The 20,047-nt window shown below is 66.5% G+C and carries 20 protein-coding genes; 13 read left to right on the plus strand and 7 right to left on the minus strand.

The window, feature by feature from the left end:
• Position 1 precedes the first annotated feature (1 nt).
• A complete protein-coding gene (locus OJF58_RS03675) occupies positions 2-547 on the plus strand; it encodes a nuclear transport factor 2 family protein (protein WP_300781713.1) in 546 nt (181 codons plus the stop codon).
• Positions 548-550: 3 nt separating this feature from the next.
• Here OJF58_RS03675 and OJF58_RS03680 read toward each other — a convergent pair whose 3' ends face one another.
• The 4 genes from OJF58_RS03680 to OJF58_RS03695 all read right to left on the minus strand — a co-directional run bounded on the left by OJF58_RS03680 (position 551) and on the right by OJF58_RS03695 (position 3,129).
• Positions 551-763 (minus strand): bacteriocin, encoded by a 213-nt coding sequence (locus OJF58_RS03680; protein WP_300781714.1) that lies wholly within the window; start codon positions 761-763, stop codon positions 551-553.
• Positions 764-820: 57 nt separating this feature from the next.
• Positions 821-1,318, minus strand: a complete 498-nt coding sequence (locus OJF58_RS03685) for an NUDIX domain-containing protein (protein ID WP_300781715.1) — start codon at positions 1,316-1,318, stop codon at positions 821-823.
• Positions 1,319-1,386: 68 nt separating this feature from the next.
• A complete protein-coding gene (locus OJF58_RS03690) occupies positions 1,387-2,562 on the minus strand; it encodes a M23 family metallopeptidase (RefSeq protein ID WP_300781716.1) in 1,176 nt (391 codons plus the stop codon).
• 84 nt (positions 2,563-2,646) lie between these two features.
• Entirely contained in the window at positions 2,647-3,129 is a 483-nt protein-coding gene (locus OJF58_RS03695; RefSeq protein ID WP_300781718.1) for a tetratricopeptide repeat protein, read from the minus strand.
• Positions 3,130-3,275: 146 nt separating this feature from the next.
• Here OJF58_RS03695 and OJF58_RS03700 point away from each other — a divergent pair, with 146 nt between their 5' ends.
• Positions 3,276-4,064, plus strand: coding sequence for an enoyl-CoA hydratase (locus OJF58_RS03700; protein WP_300781719.1), 789 nt, complete (start codon positions 3,276-3,278; stop codon positions 4,062-4,064).
• A gap of 48 nt (positions 4,065-4,112) precedes the next feature.
• Positions 4,113-5,306 carry a CoA transferase gene (locus tag OJF58_RS03705; RefSeq protein WP_300781720.1) on the plus strand — a complete coding sequence of 398 codons (1,194 nt, stop codon included), beginning with the start codon at positions 4,113-4,115 and terminating at the stop codon, positions 5,304-5,306.
• Positions 5,307-5,312: 6 nt separating this feature from the next.
• Here the strand turns inward: OJF58_RS03705 and OJF58_RS03710 are convergent, their stop codons facing one another.
• Positions 5,313-7,133: a CocE/NonD family hydrolase gene (locus OJF58_RS03710; protein WP_300781721.1), complete on the minus strand. Its 1,821-nt coding sequence runs from the start codon at positions 7,131-7,133 to the stop codon at positions 5,313-5,315.
• A 261-nt stretch (positions 7,134-7,394) separates the two neighbouring features.
• Between OJF58_RS03710 and OJF58_RS03715 the strand changes: the two genes are divergently transcribed.
• Positions 7,395-7,907, plus strand: a complete 513-nt coding sequence (locus OJF58_RS03715; protein ID WP_300781722.1) for a hypothetical protein — start codon at positions 7,395-7,397, stop codon at positions 7,905-7,907.
• 9 nt (positions 7,908-7,916) lie between these two features.
• Here the strand turns inward: OJF58_RS03715 and OJF58_RS03720 are convergent, their stop codons facing one another.
• The gene (locus tag OJF58_RS03720; RefSeq protein ID WP_300781723.1) at positions 7,917-9,356 is read right to left on the minus strand and encodes an NAD-dependent succinate-semialdehyde dehydrogenase; all 1,440 of its coding nucleotides are present in this window, start codon (positions 9,354-9,356) and stop codon (positions 7,917-7,919) included.
• 18 nt (positions 9,357-9,374) lie between these two features.
• Positions 9,375-10,256, minus strand: coding sequence for a 2-oxo-4-hydroxy-4-carboxy-5-ureidoimidazoline decarboxylase (uraD, locus tag OJF58_RS03725; RefSeq protein ID WP_300781724.1), 882 nt, complete (start codon positions 10,254-10,256; stop codon positions 9,375-9,377).
• 84 nt (positions 10,257-10,340) lie between these two features.
• Here uraD and OJF58_RS03730 point away from each other — a divergent pair, with 84 nt between their 5' ends.
• The 9 genes from OJF58_RS03730 to acdA all read left to right on the plus strand — a co-directional run bounded on the left by OJF58_RS03730 (position 10,341) and on the right by acdA (position 19,996).
• Positions 10,341-11,594, plus strand: coding sequence for an ABC transporter substrate-binding protein (locus tag OJF58_RS03730; RefSeq protein ID WP_300781726.1), 1,254 nt, complete (start codon positions 10,341-10,343; stop codon positions 11,592-11,594).
• Positions 11,595-11,795: 201 nt separating this feature from the next.
• Positions 11,796-12,677, plus strand: coding sequence for a branched-chain amino acid ABC transporter permease (locus OJF58_RS03735; protein WP_300781728.1), 882 nt, complete (start codon positions 11,796-11,798; stop codon positions 12,675-12,677).
• A complete protein-coding gene (locus OJF58_RS03740; RefSeq protein WP_300781729.1) occupies positions 12,674-13,672 on the plus strand; it encodes a branched-chain amino acid ABC transporter permease in 999 nt (332 codons plus the stop codon). The genes OJF58_RS03735 and OJF58_RS03740 overlap by 4 nt, the downstream gene beginning before the upstream one ends.
• Complete coding sequence (locus tag OJF58_RS03745) at positions 13,669-14,400, plus strand: ABC transporter ATP-binding protein (protein WP_300781730.1); 732 nt, start codon at positions 13,669-13,671, stop codon at positions 14,398-14,400. The genes OJF58_RS03740 and OJF58_RS03745 overlap by 4 nt, the downstream gene beginning before the upstream one ends.
• 8 nt (positions 14,401-14,408) lie before the next feature.
• Positions 14,409-15,113 carry an ABC transporter ATP-binding protein gene (locus tag OJF58_RS03750; RefSeq protein ID WP_300785151.1) on the plus strand — a complete coding sequence of 235 codons (705 nt, stop codon included), beginning with the start codon at positions 14,409-14,411 and terminating at the stop codon, positions 15,111-15,113.
• 118 nt (positions 15,114-15,231) lie between these two features.
• Positions 15,232-16,659 (plus strand): adenylate/guanylate cyclase domain-containing protein, encoded by a 1,428-nt coding sequence (locus OJF58_RS03755; RefSeq protein WP_300781731.1) that lies wholly within the window; start codon positions 15,232-15,234, stop codon positions 16,657-16,659.
• A complete protein-coding gene (locus OJF58_RS03760; RefSeq protein ID WP_300781732.1) occupies positions 16,656-18,152 on the plus strand; it encodes an adenylate/guanylate cyclase domain-containing protein in 1,497 nt (498 codons plus the stop codon). The genes OJF58_RS03755 and OJF58_RS03760 overlap by 4 nt, the downstream gene beginning before the upstream one ends.
• A 43-nt stretch (positions 18,153-18,195) precedes the next feature.
• The gene (locus OJF58_RS03765; RefSeq protein WP_300781734.1) at positions 18,196-18,774 is read left to right on the plus strand and encodes a peroxidase-related enzyme; all 579 of its coding nucleotides are present in this window, start codon (positions 18,196-18,198) and stop codon (positions 18,772-18,774) included.
• 25 nt (positions 18,775-18,799) lie between these two features.
• Entirely contained in the window at positions 18,800-19,996 is a 1,197-nt protein-coding gene (acdA, locus tag OJF58_RS03770; RefSeq protein ID WP_300781735.1) for a 3-sulfinopropanoyl-CoA desulfinase, read from the plus strand.
• Positions 19,997-20,047: the final 51 nt, after the last annotated feature.

Genomic DNA, 20,047 nt, shown 5'->3' on the forward strand with positions numbered 1-20,047 from the left:
GATGGCCGGCCACGATCTCGTCGCCCTCTGGGAGGCGCACTGCCGGCACGAATTCGAGACCCGCGATGTCGACTCGACCATGGCGACCATGGTCGAGGCGCCCTACGTCAACCATGTACCGACGATGACCGGCGGCGTCGGGCACGATCAGCTCAAGCGCTTCTACAAGTACCACTTCATCGGCGGCAATCCGCCCGACACGACCCTGACCCCGGTCAGTCGCACGGTCGGCGCCGACCAGATCGTCGACGAGATGCTGTTCGCCTTCACCCACACCAGCGAGGTCGACTGGATGCTGCCCGGCGTGCCGCCGACCGGCAAGCGGGTCGAGATCCCGCTGGTCGCTATCGTGCGATTCGTCGGCGACAAGGTCGCGCACGAGCACATCTACTGGGACCAGGCCTCCGTCCTGGTGCAGATCGGCCGGCTCGATCCCAAAGGCCTGCCGGTTGCCGGCGTGGAGACGGCGCGCAAGGTGATGGACAAGACCAGGCCCAGCAACGGGCTCATGAGCCGTTGGCAGGAAAGCGAAGGCAAGCCGATCTAGGCATCACCACGAGAGCGGCGTGGTCACTGCACCGACGACAGCCCCGCCGAGGCCGCCGATGACGGCGCCCGGCACGGCGCCGACGACCGTCGTCGAGCCGACGACAGCGCCCGCGCCTGCGCCGATCGCACCGCCGGTAAGAGCACGCGTCCCCGGGTCCTGGCCGCAAGCCGCGAGACCGAACATCACGACGAGCAGCGCAATGGATCTGCGCAAGAAAGAGCCCTCCGTCATTCCTTCGGAAGAACGCGGCGATCTTCGTTTGGTTTCGTACTAAGCGGCCGACTGCTCGGTTTCGATGCCCAGCTTCGCCATCAGCTTGACCAGAATTGGCCGCTGTCCCGCCAGGATCTTTACCATGGCCTCGCGCGGTCCGAACCAGGCAGCGCGGTCGACTTCGGGAAAGGATGCAAGGCGGCCAGAACGCGGCGGCCATTCCATCTCGAACAGGCCGGGCTTCAGGGCGGCGGGGTCGAGATCGGCCTCGACCGCCCAGGGATGAACAAGCTTGCCGCTGGGCTGGCGCACCGGCGGCAGTCGCTGGAAACGGCCGGTCACGACCAAGCCTGTCTCCTCCAGGGTCTCGCGCCTGGCGGCGGCAAGCAAATTCTCTCCCAGCTCGATCTCGCCCTTGGGAATCGACCACGCACCGTCGTCCTTGCGCGTCCAATAAGGCCCGCCAGGATGGACGAGGAAGAACTCGATCGGGGAGCTTGCGCCTTCCACTCGCCGATAAATGACGAGGCCGGCGCTGGCCTTCTTCTTTGCCATTGCCGTTACAACGCCGATTGATGGAAAGTGTTTCCGCTGCGCCGTGCCGCACAAGCGAAACACCCATGCTACATCGACTGGGCTTCCCGCTCGCGCTCGGCCTGATCCTGCGCTACCACCTTGCGGAAGTTCAAGAGATCGGTGCCGCGAAGTCGCACAGGCTTCAGGGCCGCGTTGCCGATGGGGTTGGCCGGACGGCCATTGACGCGGATCTCGAAATGGAGGTGCGGACCGGTGCTGCGGCCGGTATTGCCGGTATAGCCGATCAGGTCGCCCTGCTTCACATGGGCCCCCGCCACGATGCCCGGCGCGAAGGCGGAAAGGTGGCCGTAAATGGTGGCGAGCCTGTCCGGATGCTCGATCTCGATCCAGTTGCCATAGCCGCCCTTGGCCTCCGCCCCCAGCACCGTGCCGTCACCGGCGGCATAGACCGGCGTGCCCACGGGTGCCGCCAGATCCACGCCGTCATGCATCTCCATGGTGCGGCTCGCAGGGCGGTTCTTGGCGAAGCCCGCAAAGCGCTGCGCGCCCGCCGGCGCCAGGCCGAGCGACAGTCCAAGCGCTGTCGGCTGGTTGACCGACGCGGCTCCCGTGAGCAGGGGGCTTGGCGCCAACGCCGCTGCCGGCGCCTGCCAACGTCCACCGGGAGCCGGCCCCTTCTGACGGGGCGATGCCTTGGCGAACGGATGGCCCCACGGCTGATCCATCGGATCGACTCGCATGCCGAAGCCCGATGTCACTGTGATCGACTTCAACGGCATCTCGAGCTCTGGCGGCAAGGTGCCCTGGCCGTTCGCGAGCCAGAATGACTCCCGCGCCGCATTCGCCGGGCGAAAGCGATGCAGCGCCAATGTCCCCTTGGCGGCGGTCTTGATCTCGGCCCAGAGCACGCGCCCCACCTCGATCGGATCGCCTGCGGCCGTGAAAGCCTGTTCGTAGCGGACATAAAAGCGATCGCCTTCACGTATGTCGTGATCGATGTCGATCGTCGCGGCCAGCGCCTTCACCAGCTCGAGCATCGCCGCTCGCGGCACGCCTGCCGCGGCAGCCGAGTCGGTCAGGCCGCCCTGGACGATGCCGCTCACACCGATGGCGCGCGTGAAGGGAAGATAGCTCTGCAGCTGCGCATCCTCGCAGCCGCAACCGAGCAACCGCTCTTCCTGCGGCGACGCGGCCAAGGCGGGTGTTGCCAGGCAGACGCCGACAACAGCGAGCATCGCCACAGGCGACGATATCCTGATCATCAGCCCTCGAAAGCTGGAGGGGGTGCGACGGCCGCCATATCCAACACGAAACGCAGCCCGGAGGTGTGACAAGCCGGTGACGAGTCAGTGGCCGGGCTTCCAGTCGCGTATTTCGCGCTTCGCCTGCGCAAGCTGCGCCGGTGTCATGCGCGCCTCGAGCGTGGCCTTGTCCTTGATCGCCTGGTCCCGGCGATCCTGGTTCTTCGCCGTGTAACGCTCGATGGCGAGGCTGATCCATTTGTATGCCTGCACGTCGTCGTGTGGCGGAATGCCTTCACCGAAGCCGTACATGAACCCGATATCGTTCTGCGCCCGCGCATAGCCCTGTTGCGCCGCACGCAAATACCATTTAGCGGCTTGCGCATGGTCGCGCGGCACGCCCTCGCCGCTCCAATACATCGCGCCCAGAAGGGTTTGCGCTTCGGCATTGCCTTGCTCGGCCAACGGCCGCCAGATAGCGATGGCCGTCGCAAAATCCTTGTTGTGATAGGCCACCGCCGCCGTGTGCATACGCTCCGCGACCGACTGCGCCGACGCCCCGGTCGAAGCGGCGATCGACGCCAGCAAGATCAACAATCCGACTCGCATCCGGACATCGTATTGCCCGGCCCTGTCGAAGTCATCTCGCCATCTGCAGGCCACATGAAGCTGCACCGACGTCTTATTCACCGGCCGGCGGGCACGCTATAGTCGCGCGGCAACGGAGGACGGGAATGCAGGAACGGAAGATCTACGGCCGGCGCGAGGGCGCGGTCGGCCACGTCGTATTCAACAATCCGGCCAAGCTGAATGCCGTCTCGCTCGACATGTGGGACGGCTTCGTCGGCCTCCTCAAGGACTATGAGAAGGATCCCGCAATTCGTTGCGTCGTGGTGAGCGGCGCCGGCGGCAAGGCATTCGTTTCCGGCGCCGACATCTCCAAGTTCGAGAGCGAGCGCGCCAATGCCGAGGCGCAGGTGCGCTACGATTTGATCTCGAAGCAGGGTTACGAGGCGCTCTACGACCTCCCCAAACCGACCATCGCCAAGATAACCGGCTACTGCATCGGCGGCGGCATGAATCTCGCAGCCTGCTGCGACATGCGCTTCTGCGGCGAGGGCGCCCGCTTCGGCATTCCCGCCGCCAGGCTCGGATTGGGCTACGGCTTCCTGCGTATCGAGCGCCTGTCGCGCATCATCGGCTTGCCGCGGGCGATGGAGTTCCTGTTCACCGCCCGACAGTATTCGGCGAAGGAAGCCTACGAGATGGGCCTCGTGAACGCCGTTGCGCCCGACGCCGAGCTCGATGCCCTTGTCGCAAAAACGACCGATGCAATCGCCCAGAATGCGCCGCTCACCATCGCGCTCGCCAAGGCCGCCGCGCGCGAGATCGCCAAGCCCGAATCGCAGCAGGACCACAAGAAGCTCGAGGTCCTGGCCAAAGGCTGCTTCGACAGCGAGGACTACAAGGAAGGTCGGACCGCCTTCATGGAGAAACGCAAACCGGTCTTCAAAGGGCGTTGACGCTGCATAGCGAGTGTTCGTGAGAGCAACAGCACCCCGAGGAACACCATGACCGACCTTCCGCTTTCCGATCTGTTCGTGCTCGACCTCACCGCGCACCGTGCCGGACCGACGGCGGTGCGTCAGCTCGCCGACTGGGGCGCCAGGGTGATCAAGATCGAGCCGCCGCCCCCCGCTTCCGATGGCGGCAAGACCGACACGATGGGCGGCTCACGACACGGCTTCGACTTCCAGAACCTGCATCGCAACAAACGCTCGATCACGCTCAACCTCAAGAGCGCGGAAGGCCACGCGATCTTCATGCAGCTCGCGGCCAAGGCCGACGTCATCGTGGAGAACTACCGGTCGGACGTGAAATACCGGCTGAAGGTCGACTACGACACGGTGGCCAAGGTCAATCCCCGCATCGTCTACGGCTCGATCGCCGGCTTCGGCCAGAGCGGGCCGGACGCGGCCCGGCCGGGCGTCGACCAGATCGCGCAGGGCATGGGCGGCCTGATGTCCATCACCGGCGAGCCGGGCCGCGGCCCGATGCGCGTCGGCATCCCGATCGCCGATCTCACCTCCGGCCTGCTGCTCGCCCAGGCGATCATGCTGGCCCTCTACAATCGCGAGCGGACCGGCAAGGGCCAATGGGTCCATACCTCGCTGATCGAGGCGCAGATCTTCATGCTCGATTTCCAGGCCGCGCGCTGGCTCATGAAGGGAGAGGTCGCCAAGCAGGCCGGCAACGATCATCCGACCTCGATTCCCACCGGCGTGTTCCCGACGAGCGACGGCTACATCAATATCGCCGCAGGCGGCGACAGGTTGTGGAAGCGCTTCGCCCGGACGCTGGGCAATGCCGAGCTGATCGACCACCCCGAGCATGCGACGCCGGCATTGCGTTCGCAGCATCGCAAGGCGCTGAACGAGCGCATCCGCGCCGTTACGAAGACCAACACCTCCGCACACTGGATCGCGGCGCTCAACGAGGCGGGCGTGCCCTGCGGCCCGATCAACACGATCGACAAGACCTTCGCCGAGCCGCAGGTCGAGCATCTCGGCATCGCGCGGCCGGTGAAGCATCCGGAGCTGGGCGAGTTCAAGGTGGTGGGGCAGCCGATCAACCTGTCCGACTTCCCGCAGCCCAAGGAGCTGCGGCCGACGCCCGAGCTCGGCCAGCATACGAACGACGTGCTGGCCGACCTTGGCTACGACAAGAAGGCGATCGACGGCTTGCGCGCCGCCGGCGTCGTCTGAGGCCGGTCAGGCGGCCGGCAGCTCGATCGTCGTCGCCCGCTCGCCGCCGCTCATGATCGTGAGGACTGGCGGACGGCCATGCGGCGTCTGCCCGAAATGATCGGAGTCGGCGCCCGAGATCGACAGCCGCACGCGGCTGCCCTGGGCGAACTGCCAGGCCACCGGCAGCAACGCGAACCTGAGGAGCTGCGGCTCGCCGATCGGCATCGGCTTCGCGTCACGGCGGGCGAAGCTGCGCCATGGCCAGGTGGTGCGATAGTTGGCGGGACAAGGCGCTTCGGCGCGATGGATGGCCCGCAGCACACCCTCGGTGACATAGCGCACGGTGCCGTCGGCTTCGACCTCCGACAGGTAGGCGAACACGGCGGCATCGGGCTCGCTCGAGGCGAGCCAGAGAGACAGCACGGGATGGCCCGCCATCTCCAGCGCTTCCGCCAGCGGCTCCGACGTAAAGCCGGGCAACTTCGCCTCGCGCTGCGGCCAGTCGTGATAGTAGGCCGTCGCGTCGATTCCGGCGATGCGCTCGTAGCGCGTCTGCAAACCGCTGCCGGCCGTGAAGTCCGTCTGGCAGATTGTGCTCGCTTTCTCGTGCGGCGACGTCTGCGCGAGCCGCCAGTCGGTCGCAGTGTGGAGCCGCCGGGTGCCCGAGACGGGCGGCCAATTGCTGGCGGCGCGCCATTCCTCGGCATGCATCACGAAATAATGAATCGGATCTTCATCCAGGAGGCCGGTATCGCGGCGGGCGAGATGCTGGTCGAAGAAGCGCAGCACCTCGCCCAGCACCGGGAACTCCGGCTCCTGTCGCGTCCGCCATGGCGAGGCATTGACGCGGGCGCCGTGATCCCACGGTCCCAGCAGCAGGCGCCGCTCGCGATTGGGCAGGGAGAGGAAGCGCGACAGCGCGCCGTTGGCATAGCCCGCGCCGTCCATCCAGCCCGACACGGCGTAGACGGCGACGTCCTCGGGAATCCGGTCGAGATAGTTGTAGGGACTGAACGAGGCCGAGGTGAAATCCGGATCGTAGGGCAAGGCATCGTCGCGGCATCTGAACTCGGTGATGAAGTCGGGCATGCGGAAATTCGCCAAGTGCCCCTTGACGGCTGCCCGCGCCAGCGATCCATCGCGATCCTCGTCCACCGGTGCGGGGCCGAGAAGCGCGGGATTGGCGAAATAGCTGAACTGGCGACGCAAGTCGCGACGGTCGTGGTCCAGCGCCTGCATCAGTTCGTCGTACACCAGCGCCAACCGTTTGATCAGCAAGCCGCCCGGATAGTAGTTGTCGGCCCAGGTGTCCCAGACGGCGAACAGCGGTGCGATGGCCTTCACCGCAGCGTGACCCGTACTGGCGAGAAAATCGCAGGCGGCGCCGAGATAGGAAATGCCGGTCGCGCCGATCGAGCCGTCGCTCCAGGATTGATCCACGATCCAGTCGGCGATGGCGCGGTAGTCCTCGCGCTCGCGCGGCGAGCGGAAGGAGTCGCGGGTGCCGAAGCTCGCGCCCGTGCCGCGGGCGTCGACCACCACCAGCGCATAGCCGCGCGGAACGAACATGTCGCGATAGCGATATGTGTTGGGCGAGGGTTCGACGTCCGTGGCGCCGGGTGCCAGCTCGAAGCGCCGCACATAGGGCGTCAGGATGAGCACGGTCGGCCAATGCCGGCCAGGATCACCGTCCGGCAGGATGACATCCACCGCCAGCCGGCAGCCATCCGCCATCGTCACATAGAGCGATCGCGGCGCCCCTATTTTGAACTCGGCGGGTCGGCGCGCGAGGTATCGACTCGGCGACACCCGCCACGCCTTCCCAAGATCGTCGCGATCCGGCATTCGATCTCCCGCTTCGGTCGAGCCGCAGTGTCGCGGTTCGCAGCCGGGACATCAACCGCCGGTGCGCTCATCGCATCAACGAATGAGACGCGCGGCGCGTGACACATCAGGAATGCATATCTCGAGCACTACGCCGGCACAGGCGTTTGTCGCCGCGGCGAACGCCGTACCGACTCCGGCACGCGGATCGATTGAGCATGCGGCGGACCGGCAACCTTCCGGCGATCGCGTCATTTCTCCCTGATGATCAGAGGAGCCGACATGATCCGTCCTCTCCTGCCCGGCTTGCTGATATCCCTCGCTCTCGCCGCTCCGGCCAGTGGCCAGCAATGGCGGCAATACCAACCCGACGGCGGAAGCTATCGTATCGATTTCCCCGGCCAGCCGGCCGAGGACGTGCGCGAGGTCGTGACCGATGTCGGCCCCGTCCGGCTGCGGACGTCGTCCATCACGATCGGCGACAAGATCTTCATGACCATCACCTCGCACTATCCGCGGCACGTGGCGATGGGCGATCCGCAGAAGAACCTCGATGGCGCACGCGACAGCACCATCCGGAAGGTCGACGGCACGCTGCGCGCGGAGAAGCGCCTGGACGTGGGCGACAAGCCTGCCCGCCATCTTCTGATCGACCTGCCACGCGGCAATCTGGCGGACGCGCTGCTGGTGCTCGACGATCACCAGCTTCTGCAGGCGATCTACGTCGGTCCGCAGCGGGCCGAGGAACCGCCGGAGGCCCGGCGCTTCCTCGGCTCCTTCACGCTTCTGAGATAGCGATCGACGCTACATGCCCAGCATCGAGACGAACTTGGTGTTGAGGTAGGCCTCGAGCGCCTCGATGCCGCCCTCCGAGCCGTAACCCGAATCCTTGATGCCGCCGAACGGCACCTCCGGCAGGGCAAGGCCGTGGTGGTTGATCGACACCATGCCGCTTTCGAACGCCGCTCCGACCTGCGCCATGGTCTTGGTGTTCCTGGTGTAGGCGTAGGCCGCGAGCCCCCAGTCGAGGCGGTTCGCTTCCTTCATCACGCCGTCGAAATCCGTGAACGGCGTGATCGGCGCGAGCGGGCCGAACGGCTCCTCGTTCATGATCCTGGCGCCGAGCGGCACGTCGGTCATGACGGTGGGCTCGTAGAAGTAGCCCTTGTTGCCCTTGCGCTGCCCGCCGGTCTGGACCTTGGCGCCTTTGGCGATCGCATCGCTCACGAAAGCGTCCATCGCATGCAGGCGACGCTCGGCCACCAGCGGGCCCATCTTGGTGTCGGCTTCCAGCCCGTTTCCGACTTTCACGTTCTTGGCGTAGGTCGTGAAGCGTTCGACGAACTCGGGATAGACCTTCTCGTGCACCAGGAAGCGGGTGGGCGCGATGCAGACCTGGCCGGCGTTGCGGAACTTGTTGGCACCCAGCACATTCACCGCCTGGTCGAGATCGGCATCCTCGAACACGATGGCCGGGGCGTGTCCGCCGAGCTCCATGGTGACGCGCTTCATGTGCGCGCCGGCAAGGGCCGCGAGCTGCTTGCCGACCGGCGTAGACCCCGTGAAGGTCACCTTCTTGATGACGGGATGCGGGATCAGGTATTCGCTGATCTCCGAAGGCACGCCATAGACGAGCTGGATCACGCCGGCCGGCACACCGGCGTCGACGAAGGCCTTCACGAGCTGCGCGCACGAGCCCGGCGTGTCCTCCGGCCCCTTGACGATGATCGAGCAGCCGGTGGCGATCGCGGCCGACGCCTTGCGCACCACCTGGTTGATCGGGAAGTTCCAGGGCGTGAAGGCGGCGACCGGCCCCACCGGCTCCTTCATCACGAGCTGATGGATGTTCTCGGCGCGCGCCGGCACGATCCGGCCGTAGGTGCGGCGGCCCTCCTCGGCCATCCAGTCGATGATGTCGGCCGCGAGGTTGGTCTCGACCTTGGCCTCGAACAGGGGCTTGCCCTGCTCCATGGTCATGATGGTGGCGATCTCGTCGAGGCGCTGGCGAATCAGGTCGGCCGCCTTGCGCATGACCTTGTAGCGTTCGAAGGCGGATACCTTCTTCCACTGCCGGAAGCCCTTGTCGGCAGCGGCCAGGGCACGATCGAGGTCGGCTTTCTCGGCATGGGCGAGCTGGCCGATCACTTCCTCGGTCGCCGGATTGACGATGGGAATGGTCCGTCCCTGGGCGCCCTTGGTCCAGGCACCGTCGATCATCAGGGAGACATCGCTGTAGGTGGTCATGGCTTCCTCCGTTTCTCGTCAGCTTCCGCGATAGGTCGAGTAGCTCCAGGGCGTGCACAGCAGCGGCACGTGATAATGCCCTTCCGGCTCGGCGATGGAAAAGCGCAAAGGCACGATATCGAGGAATGGCGGGTCGTCCACGTGAACACCCCTACTGCGGAAATGGTCACCGAGCGCGAAGCGCAGCTCGTAGCGGCCGATCGGCAGCGGCCGACCGTCGATCAGGGGCCGGTCGGTGCGGCCGTCGTCGTTCGTCGCCGTGCGAACGATCCGATGCGCCTGGCCGCCGGCGAGTTCGTAGAGCTCGATGCCGACGCCGGCGGCGGGCCGTCCGGCATGCGTATCGAGTACGTGCGTCGACAGCCGGCCGGCGATCTTCGGCATGCCCTCGCCCGTTACCGCCGCGGCCAGCCGCAACCGGGTAATGTAGAAGATCTCCTGCAGCGCCGCCGCGAGCTCCGCTGCGGCGTCATGCTGCAGCCGTCGCTCGAATTGATGCAGGATCGAATCGCGGCCGTGGCGGCGGACGCAGATGACGAAGGGAAAGCCGAACTTTGCCCGATAGGCATCGTTCAGGCGGTGGAAACGCGCGAATTCCTCGTCCGACAGCGCGTCGAGACCGGCGCTCGCCTGCTCGCTCCTCGATTCGGCGGTCACGGCACCGGCGCGCGCCGCCTTTCCCGCCAGGTCGGGATGGTTGCGCAGGAAGGCAAGCTGAGCCTCGCGTGGCGCCGATTGCACCGCCGCCATCATCGCGGCGTGCAGGTCGGTGACCGCAGCGAACGGGCGTCTGGCATGGGCCGTCGCTGCGACCCAGGGCGCGAGCTCGAAGGTCGCGCCAAGTGCGGCCGTGAAATCAGCAAGATCCAGGCGATTGAGGTCGGCCAGCGCCACGGTCATGCTGCCGACCTAGCATGATGCGATGAGCGTCTCTATAGTCCGGCCGGCCCATCGAGCGGGCCTACTGAAGGAAGGGAGGACCACATGACCGACCGCAGCCGTGTCACGCGCCGCCGCCTTGGCCGCGCTTCGCTGGCCGGCGCCGCGCTGCTCGGGGCGCCGTTGCCGCTGCGCTACGCCCTGGCGCAATCGGGCCCCGCCAACCTCAAGGTCGCGCTGCTGTTGCCGACGTCGGGCGTGCAGGCGCAGATCGGCCAGGCCTGCAAGCGCGGCGCGGACGTGGCCAACGCCGTCCTCGCCGACATGAAGATGCCGGTGAAGCTCGAGATCATGAACTACGATACGGAGACCAAGCCGGACGTCGCCCGCACCCAGGCCGAGAAGGCAATCGAGGCGGGAGCCCACGTGCTGGCAGGCGCCTTCGATTCCGGGCAGACCATCGCCATCGCCCAGGTCGCCGAGCAGCGCGGCGTGCCCCTCATCGTGAACATCGCCGCCGCACCGCAGATCACCGAGCAGGGCTACAAGTTCGTGGTGCGCAATTTCCCGACCGCGCCGATGCTGATCAAGGGCGCCTTCGAGCTCCACAAGGAAATTTTCCAGGCGTCCGGCACCACGCCCAAGACCGCCGTCCTGATGAGCATCAACGACACCTTCGGCACGGCGATGATGGGCGGCATCAAGGCGATGTTCCCCAAGCTCGACATGCCCTACCAGCTCGTCGATATCATCAGCTACGACCCGGCGGCGAAGGACCTCTCGGTGGAGGTCGCCAAGGCCAAGGCCACCAAGGCCGACATGCTGATGCCGGTCTGCCGCCTGAACGATGCCAAGCTCATGATCCAGGAGCTGGTGAAGCAGCGCTGGGAGCCGATGGCGGTGATGAACCCCGGCTCGCCCGGCCTCTACGAGCAGGACTTCCTCAAGACCATGGGCAAGTACGGCGAGTTCCACATCTCCAACGTGCCCTGGCTCGATCCCAAGTCGGCCATGACGCAGTCGCTGGAGAAGCAGCATGCCGCGAAGTTCCCCAAGGACCAGCTCGATCTCAACGGCGGCTTCACCTTCGAGGCCATGCTGATCGCGGCCCAGGCCTGGCTCGATGCCAGGTCCACCAAGGCCGACGCGCTGATGGAAGCGCTGCGCAAGATCAAGATCGACCATCACGTCATGGTCGGCGGCCCGATCCAGTTCGACGCCAAGGGCCAGAACGTGGGCATCAAGGCCGCAGCCGTGCAGAACCTCCACCGCAAGCCCACCGTGGTGATGCCCAAGGCATCGGCCGCTGCGGAGCTCGTTTTCCCCGAACCCGGCTGGAACGACAAGCGACGGACGTGATTTGCGATGGCGGGCTTCCAGCTTGCTCATGCGCCACTGGAGCTCGTCATCGGCCAACGGCAGACCCTGGGGAATGAACAAGTGCTTTCGGCAAGGCTATGTCATCCCGCGCCGAGCAGGGGATGACACGACACTGGTTGGATGCCTGATCTTGTTTCTTGTTGGCGGCGTGCTCCCTTGAAATGACCCGGTCCTGAACCCGTGACCTCGGATTTCCTCCTCGCGCTCGCCCAGGCCGTCACCAAGGGATTGCTGACCGGGATGGTGTACGGGCTGATGGCGCTTGGCCTGTCGGTGATCTTCGGCGTCATGCGGGTGGTCAATTTCGCGCACGGCGAGATGATGATCGTCGGCATGTATCTCGCCTGGGCGGGCTTCGAGTATTTCCAGATCTCCCCGCTCCTCAGCCTGCCGCTGATCGCGGCGCTCTTCTTCGCGATCGGCTACGTCCTGCAGCGCGGCCTGATATCGCCCTTCATCGGCCGGCCCGAGCATCAGCAGTTCCTGTTGCTGCTCGGCGTCGCCCTCATCCTCGTCAATGTCTGCCTCGCGGTCGTGGGACCTGATTCGCACGGCGTCCAGCTCGACTCGCAGTTCGACTCCTACCAGATCGGCCCCCTGGTGTTCGATGCCGTCCGGTTGCATGCCGCCATCGGCGCAGTCGTGATTGCCGGCCTGTTGTGGCTCTTCTTCACCCGCACGCGTGTCGGCAAGTCGATCCGCGCCGCCGCCGACAACCATATGGGCGCGCTCGTGGTCGGCCTGAACGTGCGCTCCCTCTATGCCGTCACCTTCGGCGTCGGCGCGGCCTGCGTCGGCGCGGCGGGCGCATTGATGATCACGATCATTCCCGTGACGCCGTCGCTGGCCGCCGAATACACCCTTCTCGCCTTCGTGATCGTGATCGTGGGCGGGCTCGGCAGCATGACCGGGGCGCTGATGGGCGGCCTGCTGATCGGCGTCAGCGAGGCGGTCGCCGGTCTGCTCGCCGACCCCTCCCTCAAGAGCATGTTCAGCTTCGGCCTCCTGATCCTGGTGCTGCTGCTGCGCCCGCAGGGGCTGCTCGGCAAGCGCGGCGCATGACGGCCTTCCATCGCCTGCTCGACGGTGCCGCGCCGCGCTCGCTCTGGATGCTGGGCGCACTGCTGCTTCTGCTCGCCGTCGCGCCGCACCTCGTCGACACATACGCCCTTTCGGTCCTGATCCTGATCCTGTACTTTGCCTATGTCGGCCAGGCTTGGAACATCATGATGGGCTTCGCCGGCGAGCTGTCGCTCGGCCACGCGCTCTATGCCGGTCTGGGCGGCTATGTCGCCGCGGGCCTTTTCATGCACTACGGGATCGGGCCCTGGCTGGGCTCGTTTGCCGCGGCCGCCGCGGCGGCGCTCGCCGGCGCCATCGTGGGCTATCTCGGGTTCCGCTTCTCGCTGGCGGGTGTCTACTTCGCACTGCTCACCATCGCCTTCGGCGAGTTCACGCGCATCGCCTTCGATCATCTTGCGTGGTTCGGCGGCTCGGCCGGCCTGTTCCTGAAGGTCGACATGGCGCCCAATCCGTTTGACCTGCGCGGCGGCCCTCTCCTCTTCTACTACGTCATCCTGGCACTGGCGGCAGGCGCCTTCGTGTTGAGTCGGCTCCTGTTGGAGAGCCGGCTCGGCCGCTACTGGCTCGCCATCCGCGAGGATGCCGAAGCGGCGCAGGCGGTCGGCGTTCCGGTCCTGCGCTGCAAGCTCTCCGCCGTGATGATCTCGGCTGCCCTCACCTCGCTCGCCGGGGTCTGGAACGCCTTCTACTACAACAACCTCTTTCCCGAGACAGCCTTTGGCATTGGCCGCTCCATCGAGATCACCTTGGCGCCGATCATCGGCGGCCTCGGCACACTGTTCGGCCCGTTTGTCGGTGCCGTGCTGCTGACGGGATTGGGGGAAATTTTCACCAGCCTCGGCGACACATTGGGCATTCCCGGCATCAAGCAGATCTTCTACGGGCTCGCCCTGCTGATCATCATCATGTACCGGCCGGCCGGCGTCTGGCCCTGGCTGGCCGAGCGGCTCGGCTTCAGGGAGCACCGACGATGACCGGCGCCAGCCTGGAGCTGACCGGGATCGGCAAGAGCTTTCGCGGCCTGCGGGCCGTGCACGATGTCAGCTTCGAGGTCCCGCCGGGCGCGATCCATGCGCTGATCGGCCCCAACGGCGCGGGCAAGACCACGATCTTCAACATGATCGCGGGCGTCTACCGGCCCGATGCAGGCACCGTCTCCCTCGACGGCCGCGTCGTCTCCGGCCTGCGCCCCGACCAGGTCTGCGCCGCGGGGGTCGGCCGCACCTTCCAGCTCGTGAAGCCGTTCAAGGGGCTGAGCGTGCTCGAGAACGTGACCATCGGCGCGCTGCATCGCCATCGTGACCTCGGCGACGCGCGCGCGACTGCCGAAGCGATCCTCGTACGGCTCGGCCTCGGCGGGCGGCGTCATCACATGGCCGAGAGCCTCACCCTTCCCGACCGCAAGCGCCTCGAAGTGGCGCGCGCGCTCGCGACCGAGCCCAGGCTCCTGCTGCTGGACGAGGTGATGGCGGGCCTGAGGCCCACCGAGGTCGATGTCATGGTGGCCTTCCTGCGCGACCTCAACGCCAGGACCGGCCTCACCATCCTGCTGATCGAGCATGTGATGCGTGCGGTGATGGCGCTCGCGGCCGAGGTCGTGGTCCTGAGCTACGGCGAGAAGATCGCGCAGGGCACCCCGCGCGAGATTTCGCGCGACCAGGCAGTTCTCGATGTCTACCTGGGCGAGGAGGATGCGGCGTGAGCGCGCCGCTGCTCGAGGTCGAGGGCCTCGATCTCTACTACGGCGACGCCCAGGCGCTGAACGGCGTTTCGCTCGATCTCGCGGCGGGAGAGATCGTGGCCATCGTCGGCGCCAACGGCGCGGGCAAGAGCTCGCTGATCCGCGCCATCCATGGCATCGAGAAACCGGCGGCCGGCAAGGTTCTGTTCGACGGCACCGACATCACCGGCTGGTCGAGCTATCGCGTCTGCGAGGCGGGGATCGGGCACGTCGCCGAAGGGCGGCAGGTCTTCCCCAACCTCACCGTGCTCGAGAATCTGGAAATGGGAGCGACGCCGAAGCATGCGCGAGCGGCCGAAAAGAGGACCCGCGACCGCGTGCTCGCCCTGTTTCCCCGCCTCGCCGAACGGCGCCGGCAGGCTGCCGGCACGCTGTCGGGCGGCGAACAGCAGATGCTGGCCATCGGCCGCTGCCTGATGGGGCAACCGCGGCTCATCATGTTCGACGAGCCGTCGCTCGGCCTTGCGCCGGCGATCGTGCAGGAGGTGTTTCGCATCGTGCGGCGCCTCAACGACGAGGGGCTCGCCATCCTGCTGGTCGAGCAGAACGTGACGGCCTCGCTCAAGATCGCCCATCGCGCCTATGTGCTGGAAAACGGACGGATCGAGCTCTCCGGCTCGGGGGCCGAGCTCCTTGCCGACGATCGCGTGCGCCAGGCCTATCTCGGCCTGTGACACGGCGGCGGCATTTCGTTCCGCCACGATCCGCTCTATACCGTCGGTCATGGCGGCATCGTCCAACGCGGCGTCAGGCGGAGCGGCCCTCGTTACTCGCTATTATCTGGCGATGGGCGTGCCGTTCGCGATCGATCTCGCGAGTTCCACCGTCTACGCCTTCATCAACAGCCAGCCGGGCATCCTCCTGCCGATGGTCGCTGTGTCGGCGGCCTTCCTGGTGGCTGGCGTGGCGAGCGGGGCATGGCTGCTGTTCCGGCCCGTCCGGCGCTTCATGGCCGGCAATCGCAGCTTCTCGTCCATCGAGCCCGGCCTCGCGAGGCTGCCCCGCTCCTCCGCGGCGCTGATGGCCGCCCTCTATGGGCCGATGCTGGCGCTGCGCCTGCTATCGCCGCGCCTCGGAGTCACCTTCGGGGCGAACGTCGAGATCAACACCTGGATCGACACGGCGGCAACGTTCTTCGTTCTCACGGCCTTCAATGTCGTACTGACCTACTTCGTGGTCAGTGCCTATCTCGACAGCCTGTGCAGGTATTTCTTCCGGACCCGCGGCGTGAACCTCAGCACGTTTCCCGGCGCGTTCCGCTACAAGATCGGGGTGGCGATCCTGTTCGTCTCGTTCGCCGCCATGATCCTGCTGGCCGGCGACATCGCGAGCTACAGCGGCGATCGCCTGGTACGCGAGGCGACGATGGACGTCACGGCCTCCGTCGCGGGCGTGGCCATCATCTACTACTGGATCGCCCAGGCGCTGACCGCGCCGATCACGCGCCTCGACTACGGCATGCGGCATGTTGCCGAGGGCGATCTCGCCGTTCGCCTGCCCGTCACGTCCGACGACGAGGTCGGCCGCGCGACCAGCGGCTTCAACCAGATGGTCGAAGGGCTGGCCGAGCGGCGATATCTGCGCGACACCTTCGGCAAGTATGTCAACGAGAGCGTCGCCGCCGCCATCCTGGCCGATCAGGAGCGCGGCGGACGCGTCGCCGACACCCTGGCCGAGGCAACGCTGATGTTCACCGACATCGAGGGCTTCACGGCACTCTCGGAGCGGCTCGCGCCGCCGGAAGTCGCGCACATCCTGAACCTCTACTATGCGACGGTCGTCCCGGTGATCCATCGGCATCGCGGCGTGGTGAACAGCTGCATCGGCGACGGCCTGTTCGCCAGCTTCAACCTGCCGCTGCCCGAGAAGGATCATGCCGCCGCGGCCCTGCAGGCATCGCTCGAGATCCAGCGCGCCCTCGCGGCCACGGCATTTCCCGCCGGGGTCGCGGTGCGCACGCGAATCGGCATCAATACGGGACCGGTGGTCGGCGTGACGATCGGCACCGCCGACTGGCTGAGCTACACCCTGCTGGGCGACGCGGTGAACGTGGCCTCGCGCGTCGAGCAGCTCAACAAGCAGTTCGGCAGCTCGATCCTCGCGACCGAGAGCACGGTTTGCGCGGCCGGCAGCGGCTTTCGCTGCACCCGCCTCGGCCCGACCGACGTTCGAGGCCATCAGGGCAATGTCGTCGTCTATCGCCTCGATCCGCCGGCATGAGCGCCACCCACGCCGAGATCGCCGCCCTCCGGCGACATTATCTCTGGAGAGCCACGTCGGTCGCCTTCCTGAGCGTGGCGATCAACCTGATCTACGTCTCGATAACCGGCGCATGGCCCATCCTGTGGCGATCGGCTGCGAGCGGTTTCTTCCTGCTCCTGGGCGTCAACTGGCTGATCGCGCGACAATTGTTCGAACCGATTCGGCGCTTCCTGGACGGCGAGACTCCGTTCGAGAACATTCAGCGGCGGCTGACCCAGCTCCCCCTGCTTTCGGCGCGGTATGTCGGCCTGCTGTCGATCGTCGTCGTCGCCTTCCAGACCTCGACGCCCTGGTGGATCCCGTCGGTCGGACTCGTGCTGCCGCCGCCGACCATCGCCGACTTCGCCACGATCTGCATCGTCCTGCCGGTCTTTTTCTTCACCTATACCTACTTCGTCGTCAGCGACTATCTGGCCGGGCTCTGCGAGTTCATCTTCAGCCGTTACGGACACAATCTCGGCCTCTTCTTCGGCAGCTACCCCCTGAAGCTCCTGGTGGCGCTCGTGGTCATCTCAGTGGCGCCGCTCGCCACCATCGTGGTTCACCTGTTTTCGTACGACGGAGAGCGTCTGCAGCTCGATATCCTGATCGATGTCGCTTCGGCCGTCCTCGGCATCACGATCTCGGCCTATTTCATCAGCCGCTCGCTGCTGCGCCCGATCGGCATCCTGTCGCGCGCCATGACCAGCGTCGCCGGCGGCGACCTCGCCGTGCGCGTGCCGGTCACCTCCAACGACGAGGTGGGCGAGCTGACCGGCCGCTTCAACGACATGGTCGATGGATTGCGCGAACGAGAGCGCATCCGCGAGACCTTCGGCCGCTACGTCGACGAGAACATCGCCGCCGCCATCCTGCGCCGCCAGGGCGACGGCCAGCGGTCGGGCGAAATCGCCGAAGCCACCATCCTGTTCACCGACATCGAGCGCTTCACGACGATCGCGGAGTATCTGGCGCCACACGAGCTGGTGGATGCCCTGAACGACTATCTCGAGACCGTCCTGGAGCCGATCCGCCGTCACGGCGGCGTGGTGAACACCTTCATCGGCGACGGCCTGTTCGCCTCGTTCAACGTGCCGCTCGCCTGCGAGAATCATGCTGCCGCGGCGGTGCGGGCGGCCATCGACATCCAGCGGGCGGTCGGCCGCCGGACCTTCGGCATGGCGGGCGTGGCGCTTGCCACACGGATCGGCGTCAGCACCGGATCGGTGATCGGCGGCGACGTCGGTGCCGGCAAGCGCCTGAGCTTCACCTTGCTGGGCGACACCGTCAATCTCGCTGCACGCCTGGAGGAGCTGAACAAGGACCACGGCACGCGCATCCTCGTTTCGAGCAGCACCTGCGCGGCCTGCCGCGGCGGCTTTGCCTTTCAGCCGCTCGGAAAGGTCGCCGTGCGCGGGCTCAGCGAACCGATCGCCATTTTCAGCGTCGACCCTACCGTCGGGAAGGCCTAGTTGTCTGCCGACCCTCGCCAACCCAACATCGGAGACCTGATCCATGGCAACCGCGTCCCAGCCGGCCATCAGCCGATTTCCCGTCCCGGCGCTGTCTGACCTGCCGGCCGACATCCGCGAACGGATCGTCGCCGTCCAGGAGAAGTCCGGCTTCATTCCCAACGTGTTTCTCGCGCTGGCGCATCGGCCCGACGAGTTCCGGGCGTTCTTCGCCTACCACGACGCCCTGATGGACAAGCCCGGCAATCTCTCCAAGGCCGAGCGCGAGATGATCGTCGTGGCGACGAGCAACGCCAACCAGTGCCAGTACTGCGTGATCGCGCATGGGGCCATCCTGCGCATCCGGGCGAAGAATCCGCTGATCGCCGACCAGGTGGCGGTCAATTACCGCAAGGCCGACATCACGCCCCGCCAGAAGGCGATGCTGGACTTCGCCATGCGCGTGGCCTTCGAGGCCTATGCCGTCGGTGACGAGGCCTTCGCCACGCTGGCGCAACACGGCTTCAGCGAGGAGGACGCCTGGGATATTGCCGCGATCGCCGCCTTCTTCGGGCTGTCCAACCGTATGGCCAATGTCATGGGGATGCGGCCCAACGACGAATTCTATACGCTCGGCCGCTGACCGCTCTCACAACAGGTTTGTCGCCATGGACGCCTCCGGTTTGTCGCCCGACCAGATGAAGCTGCAGGCGCACGCCCGCGAGCTCGCCGCCGGCCCGATCGCGCGCCGCGCGGCCGAGATCGACCGGACGGAGCAATATCCCTGGGACAATGTCGATCTCCTGAAGGAGGCCGGGCTGATCGGCATGACGATCCCGGCGCAGTATGGCGGCCAGGGCAGGAATTGGCTCGACGCCGTGCTCGCGATCGAGGCCTTGTCGGCGACCTGCGCGGTGACCGGCCGCATCGCCGTCGAGACCAACATGGGGGCGATCAGCGCCGTGATGGCCTACGGCTCGGAAGAGCAGAAGAAGCTGGCGGCGGCCATGGTGCTGGCCGGCGACAAGCCCGCGATCTGCATCACCGAGCCCGAGGCCGGCTCGGATGCGAACGGCATGACCACGCGCGCCGACAGGAAGGGCAATCGCTACGTGCTGAACGGCCGCAAGCACTGGATCACCGGCGGCGGCGTCTCGCGGCTGCACCTGATCTTCGCCAAGGTCTACGACGAAAAGGGCGGGTTCGAGGGCATCGGCGGCTTTCTCGCCATCCGCGACGAGACCAGAGGTCTCAAGATCGCCAAGCGCGAGCCGACCATGGGCCTGCGCGGGATTCCCGAGGCGGTGATCGATTTCGAGGAGATGGACGTGCCGCCCTCGGCCCTGGTGATCCCGCCGCGCGGGCTCAAGAAGGGCTTCGCCGACCTGATGAACGCCTACAACAGCCAGCGCGTCGGGGCGGCGACCGTGGCGCTCGGCATCGCCCAAGGAGCCTATCAGCTCGCCCTCGACTGGTCGGAGACGCGGCGGCAGTTCGGCCGGCCGATCAACGAGTTCCAGGGCCTGCAATGGAAGCTCGCCGACATGTCGATCAGGCTGTCGGCCGCGCAGGCGCTGATCTACAAGGCCGCCCGCTCCGGCGAGGCCGGCTTTCCCGACATGCTGCTGGCGGCGCAGGCCAAGGTCTTCACGTCGGAGAATGCGATCCAGGTGGTCAACGACGCGCTGCAGTTCTTCGGCGCGCGCGGCTATTCGCGCGAGCTGCCGCTCGAGCGCATGGCGCGCGACGTTCGGATGTTCACGATCGGCGGCGGCACGGCCGAGGTGCTGCGCAATGTCGTGGCCGGGGCGCTTCTCAGGAAGAAGCTGCCGCAGACGCGGGACGGCTGGAATCTGCGCATCTGACCGCGCGAGCCGCGCAACTCGCCCGCCGCCGGCTCGTTATGGCGTCGGCAG

This window comes from Enhydrobacter sp. (assembly GCF_030246845.1).
Lineage (GTDB): Bacteria > Pseudomonadota > Alphaproteobacteria > Reyranellales > Reyranellaceae > Reyranella.

What these genes read in the sequence shown, in the direction of transcription:
- OJF58_RS03720 (WP_300781723.1), bottom strand. Translation starts at nt 9,356, where the DNA reads ATGACCACCTACAGCGATGTCTCCCTGATGATCGACGGTGCCTGGACC.
- OJF58_RS03675 (WP_300781713.1), top strand. Translation starts at nt 2, where the DNA reads ATGGCCGGCCACGATCTCGTCGCCCTCTGGGAGGCGCACTGCCGGCAC.
- OJF58_RS03740 (WP_300781729.1), top strand. Translation starts at nt 12,674, where the DNA reads ATGACGGCCTTCCATCGCCTGCTCGACGGTGCCGCGCCGCGCTCGCTC.
- OJF58_RS03745 (WP_300781730.1), top strand. Translation starts at nt 13,669, where the DNA reads ATGACCGGCGCCAGCCTGGAGCTGACCGGGATCGGCAAGAGCTTTCGC.
- OJF58_RS03685 (WP_300781715.1), bottom strand. Translation starts at nt 1,318, where the DNA reads ATGGCAAAGAAGAAGGCCAGCGCCGGCCTCGTCATTTATCGGCGAGTG.
- OJF58_RS03700 (WP_300781719.1), top strand. Translation starts at nt 3,276, where the DNA reads ATGCAGGAACGGAAGATCTACGGCCGGCGCGAGGGCGCGGTCGGCCAC.
- uraD (WP_300781724.1), bottom strand. Translation starts at nt 10,256, where the DNA reads ATGACCGTGGCGCTGGCCGACCTCAATCGCCTGGATCTTGCTGATTTC.
- OJF58_RS03715 (WP_300781722.1), top strand. Translation starts at nt 7,395, where the DNA reads ATGATCCGTCCTCTCCTGCCCGGCTTGCTGATATCCCTCGCTCTCGCC.
- OJF58_RS03690 (WP_300781716.1), bottom strand. Translation starts at nt 2,562, where the DNA reads ATGATCAGGATATCGTCGCCTGTGGCGATGCTCGCTGTTGTCGGCGTC.
- acdA (WP_300781735.1), top strand. Translation starts at nt 18,800, where the DNA reads ATGGACGCCTCCGGTTTGTCGCCCGACCAGATGAAGCTGCAGGCGCAC.
- OJF58_RS03705 (WP_300781720.1), top strand. Translation starts at nt 4,113, where the DNA reads ATGACCGACCTTCCGCTTTCCGATCTGTTCGTGCTCGACCTCACCGCG.
- OJF58_RS03730 (WP_300781726.1), top strand. Translation starts at nt 10,341, where the DNA reads ATGACCGACCGCAGCCGTGTCACGCGCCGCCGCCTTGGCCGCGCTTCG.
- OJF58_RS03710 (WP_300781721.1), bottom strand. Translation starts at nt 7,133, where the DNA reads ATGCCGGATCGCGACGATCTTGGGAAGGCGTGGCGGGTGTCGCCGAGT.
- OJF58_RS03760 (WP_300781732.1), top strand. Translation starts at nt 16,656, where the DNA reads ATGAGCGCCACCCACGCCGAGATCGCCGCCCTCCGGCGACATTATCTC.
- OJF58_RS03765 (WP_300781734.1), top strand. Translation starts at nt 18,196, where the DNA reads ATGGCAACCGCGTCCCAGCCGGCCATCAGCCGATTTCCCGTCCCGGCG.